Here is a 4,297-nt window from a genome sequence, read left to right as displayed (position 1 = left end):
GACAATTTTCTTGCTAGCGTAAATTGACATTGTGACGCTCTTTTTATTAATAACTAACTACAATTTAGATTATTGCATTAATAACCAATACCCAATATTAGGTAAATTGAGCTCTAAGCACGATTTTTTCGTACTCAGGCTGGAATCACTTACAGATATTAAGTATTTTATTCGCTAGCTGCTACCGCAATTGTCAGGTAGTTGCCATAACTCCGAGCTTTATAAGCTAAGTCCTCAGGATAAGCTTATTGAGCCAGTGACGTGTTGTCACAAGGGCATATTTGGAAATGAATATGCCTCCCGTGTTTGGAAAGGTGTTCCGTGGCGCAACAATTCGAAGATAGATTTCATCGCAAGTTTTATTACTTGCGACTGTCCGTTACAGATGTCTGTAACTTTAAGTGTACTTACTGTTTACCTGATGGCTATAAGCCTTCGGGTCAAAAAAACTCGTCTTTTTTAACTCTCCCAGAAATTAAGCGTGTCGTGCGAGCATTTGCCGATTGCGGTACGTCAAAAGTCCGTATTACCGGTGGTGAGCCGAGCCTGCGCAAAGATTTCAACGATATTATTCATACTGTGTCCATGACCCAAGGCATTGATAAAGTCGCAACCACGACCAACGGCTACCGCATGGAGAAACATGTGGCGAGTTGGAAAGAGGCCGGACTCACTCATATCAATGTCAGCGTTGATAGCCTAGATCCAAGAATGTTCCATCAGATCACTGGTGAGAATAAGTTCTCTCAAGTGATGTCGGGCATCGACCGTGCATTTGAAGTGGGTTACGACCAGGTCAAAGTCAATGTTGTATTGATGAAAGACCTCAATGCTCATGAGTTACCTGCCTTTCTAAATTGGATAAAAGATCGCCCGATTCAGCTGCGTTTCATCGAATTGATGAAAACAGGAGAAATGGACGAGTTGTTTCAACGTCACCATGTTTCTGGTGTTGCGATTCGCAATCAACTTATTGCTAATAGTTGGTTGCTCAAAGTTCGCGCCAAGAATGATGGTCCTGCGCAAGTATTTGTTCATCCAGATTATCAGGGTGAGATCGGTTTGATCATGCCCTATGAAAAAGATTTCTGCGAAAGCTGCAACCGCTTACGTGTCTCTGCTACGGGTAAACTTCACCTCTGCCTGTTTGGTGATCATGGTGTTGAGTTGCGTGACTTGCTTGAAGACGATGGACAAGAAACCGCATTAATAGAACGAATTCAGAACCAGCTGCAAACTAAGTCGGTTAGCCATTTCCTACATGATGGAAATTCGGGCATGACACCGCACTTGGCCTCTATCGGCGGCTGATACCGATCATAAATTACATTACATGCTTGTCGGGTAGATAAGCGTGAAGATGACTTTGACAAATATAAAGGTGAGCAAATGGGTCACGCAGAAAGCAAATTCCAACCAGCAAATATCGCAGTACTAACCGTTTCAGATACTCGTACAGAAGAGAATGATACTTCGGGTGGTTACCTAGTCGAAAACGCCAAAGAAGCTGGTCACAATGTTGTTGATAAGAAAATAGTTATCGATGATATGTATAAGATCCGCGCAATCGTATCGAAGTGGATTGCAGACGAAAATGTTCAAGCGGTGATGATAACTGGTGGTACTGGCTTTACTTCACGTGACAGCACACCAGAAGCATTGAAACCACTATTCGATAAAGAAGTCGAGGGTTTTGGTGAACTATTCCGTATGGTTTCTTATGAAGAAATCGGTACATCAACCATCCAATCTCGTGCTATCGCTGGTTTTGCTAACCACACAGTGATTTTTGCCATGCCGGGTTCAACAGGTGCGTGTCGTACCGGTTGGACTAAGATCATCAAGCAGCAGCTGGATGCTAGCCACCGCCCATGTAACTTTATGCCTCATCTAGCGGTTTAACTTAGGAGCGGTTGATGAGCGAATTTACTCATATCAATGCTTCTGGTGAAGCAAACATGGTCGATGTTTCTGCCAAAGCGGAAACCGTGCGTGAAGCTCGTGCAGAAGCTTTTGTTCACATGGCACCTGAAACCCTTCAACTGATTGTTTCGGGTTCACACCATAAAGGTGACGTGTTTGCTACGGCGCGTATTGCAGGTATTCAAGCGGCGAAGAAAACGTGGGATTTGATTCCACTTTGCCACCCTCTGTTACTGTCAAAAGTCGAAGTACAACTGGAAGCGATTGAAGCTGAAAACATGGTTCGTATTGAGTCCGTATGTAAGCTCGCAGGCAAAACTGGGGTTGAGATGGAAGCGCTCACCGCAGCGTCTGTGGCGGCGTTAACTATCTACGATATGTGTAAGGCAGTACAAAAAGACATAGTGATCGGTCAAGTTCGTTTGCTTGAGAAAACGGGTGGCAAGTCGGGTCACTTTAAGGCGGAATCATGATTAAAGTTCTATTTTTTGCTCAGACTCGAGAACTCGTCGGTACTGATGAGCTTCAGCTTGAAGGCGAGTTCTCCACTGTAGAAGATGTTCGCAGCCATCTAATTCAGCAAGAGGGTAAATGGGATCTTGCGTTAGAGCCCGGAAAATTGCTTGCTGCAGTCAATCAGTCAATAGTGCCGTTCGAACACGCGATCAAAGCCGGTGATGAAGTGGCGTTTTTCCCTCCGGTAACGGGTGGTTAATCATGGATAAGCGCGTATCAGTTCAGTTTGATGATTTCTCGGTTGGTGGTGAGTATGAGGTACTTGCTGAGGGCACGTCAGCTGGTGCGGTTGTGACCTTTAGCGGTAAAGTGCGTGACATGAACCTTGGCGATAACGTGACAGGTTTGTCTCTTGAACATTACCCGGGCATGACAGAAAAAGCCTTGGCTGAAATATGTGATGAAGCTGAGCAACGCTGGCCGCTGTTAAATATCCGAGTAATCCATCGTGTTGGCGACTTGGATATCGGCGATCAAATTGTATTTGTTGGTGTTTCAAGTGCTCATCGCGGGGCAGCATTTGAAGCGTGTGAGTTTGTTATGGATTACTTAAAAACTAAGGCTCCATTCTGGAAGAAAGAGCGAACCACAGAGTCAATCAGATGGGTCGATTCTAGAGATTCAGATGCCAAAGCCGCTGAGCGCTGGCAGCAAAAATAACGTCCTAACTAAAAAGCTCCTTCTAACAGGAGCTTTTTTTATCCCCGGTGAGTTGATGGATAGAGCCTCTTTGCCGCCCCTTGGCGAAGAAAAGGGCTTTGTCTGCAATGGCAATGAACCTTTCAGCATTCATATCTTGCGGGACAAACTGACAGTGCTGAATACCAATAGTGATAGACAACTGGTCGCTAACCTGTGAGCTGGGGTGAGGAACGGCAAGATGTTTTACTACCTGTTGCAACAATTCGGCTCGGGCGACACTTTGTTCCTCGTTAATGTTGGGCATAAATATCAGTACCTCATCTCCCCCATAGCGAAAGCAAAGGTCTTCTTTTCTCGCCCAAGCGCGAATGGTCTGGCTGAGTACTTTGAGTGCTTGGTCTCCTTGTAAATGGCCCAAGCGGTCGTTGTACTCCTTGAAACAGTCAATATCTATCATCATTACCGCGGAACCGACGAGTCGCTCTTTTGCCATCTCAATTGCTTCTGGTAGGAGGATGTCGAGAGCATAACGGTTATAGAGTTGGGTTAAATGATCTGTGTAGGTTAAACGTTCAAGGGTAAGTTGCTGTTCTGCTAACTTGTCGAGTGCCTTTTTAAACTCTGTGATGTTGCGTACCGTCCACAGTACGAGTTCGGTATTAGGTAGGGGGATAATAAGAGCACTGAAATACTGAATTTGGTTGGGTCCTTCAATTCCGTCGAAGCAGCGCAGGCTTTTGGGGTCTAAACTGTACTCAAGCTCTGACGGAGTTTGGCTATCTATAACGTCAACGATAAGCTGGCTAAACCAAATGGCTTTGTCTGCAGGAAGGACCTCATATTGATTTAGGCCGACTAGAGAAGCTGGATTGTGGTGGCGTTTACTATCTCGTCCTCCCCAGGCTTCTACATAGGTTCCGGTTTTATCGATAAGAAATGTAGGCTCAGGGAGAGACTCAAACACTACATGCATCATATCCGGGTTATTAAGAAGTTCGGCTGAGAAAATTGAGTTCACTTTAAATCCCTCCCAATGTCCTTATTACAGTTTAGTCAGTTAATCGCGAAGCGCACTTTAGTAAAGGATTATTGATGAATTGCACCCTGATTAAACGGGCGATTGTGATTGCTCTGGTTGTCGGAACCTTGCTTAACATCATCAATCAATATGATGCCATTGTTGGTTGGATAGGTATCAATTGGCTGAAAGCTGGCT

At 44.9% G+C, this 4,297-nt stretch carries 6 protein-coding genes and 1 riboswitch; of the genes, 5 read left to right on the top strand and 1 reads right to left on the bottom strand.

Features of this window, described 5'->3' with window-relative positions:
- Nucleotides 1-198: 198 nt before the first annotated feature.
- Nucleotides 199-333: riboswitch (molybdenum cofactor riboswitch) on the top strand.
- From moaA to moaE, 5 genes are all read left to right on the top strand, one after another.
- Nucleotides 322-1,311 carry a GTP 3',8-cyclase MoaA gene (moaA, locus tag QTO00_RS15655; RefSeq protein WP_331425620.1) on the top strand — a complete coding sequence of 330 codons (990 nt, stop codon included), beginning with the start codon at nucleotides 322-324 and terminating at the stop codon, nucleotides 1,309-1,311. Its footprint overlaps the riboswitch before it by 12 nt.
- Nucleotides 1,312-1,389: 78 nt before the next feature.
- Nucleotides 1,390-1,902, top strand: a complete 513-nt coding sequence (moaB, locus tag QTO00_RS15650) for a molybdenum cofactor biosynthesis protein B (protein ID WP_331425619.1) — start codon at nucleotides 1,390-1,392, stop codon at nucleotides 1,900-1,902.
- A 14-nt stretch (nucleotides 1,903-1,916) separates the two neighbouring features.
- On the top strand, nucleotides 1,917-2,396 hold the full coding sequence (gene moaC, locus QTO00_RS15645) for a cyclic pyranopterin monophosphate synthase MoaC (protein WP_331425618.1): 480 nt from the start codon (nucleotides 1,917-1,919) through the stop codon (nucleotides 2,394-2,396).
- Nucleotides 2,393-2,638: a molybdopterin synthase sulfur carrier subunit gene (gene moaD, locus QTO00_RS15640; protein ID WP_331425617.1), complete on the top strand. Its 246-nt coding sequence runs from the start codon at nucleotides 2,393-2,395 to the stop codon at nucleotides 2,636-2,638. Before moaC ends, moaD begins: the two co-directional genes overlap by 4 nt.
- A 2-nt stretch (nucleotides 2,639-2,640) precedes the next feature.
- Complete coding sequence (gene moaE / locus QTO00_RS15635; RefSeq protein WP_331425616.1) at nucleotides 2,641-3,099, top strand: molybdopterin synthase catalytic subunit MoaE; 459 nt, start codon at nucleotides 2,641-2,643, stop codon at nucleotides 3,097-3,099.
- 22 nt (nucleotides 3,100-3,121) lie between these two features.
- Here moaE and QTO00_RS15630 read toward each other — a convergent pair whose 3' ends face one another.
- A complete protein-coding gene (locus tag QTO00_RS15630) occupies nucleotides 3,122-4,099 on the bottom strand; it encodes a sensor domain-containing diguanylate cyclase (protein ID WP_331425615.1) in 978 nt (325 codons plus the stop codon).
- Between the last annotated feature and the right edge of the window lie 198 nt (nucleotides 4,100-4,297).

The organism is Vibrio sp. M260118, from assembly GCF_036533755.1.
Taxonomy (GTDB): Bacteria; Pseudomonadota; Gammaproteobacteria; order Enterobacterales; family Vibrionaceae; genus Vibrio.
This window is presented reverse-complemented; position numbering and strand designations above follow the sequence as displayed.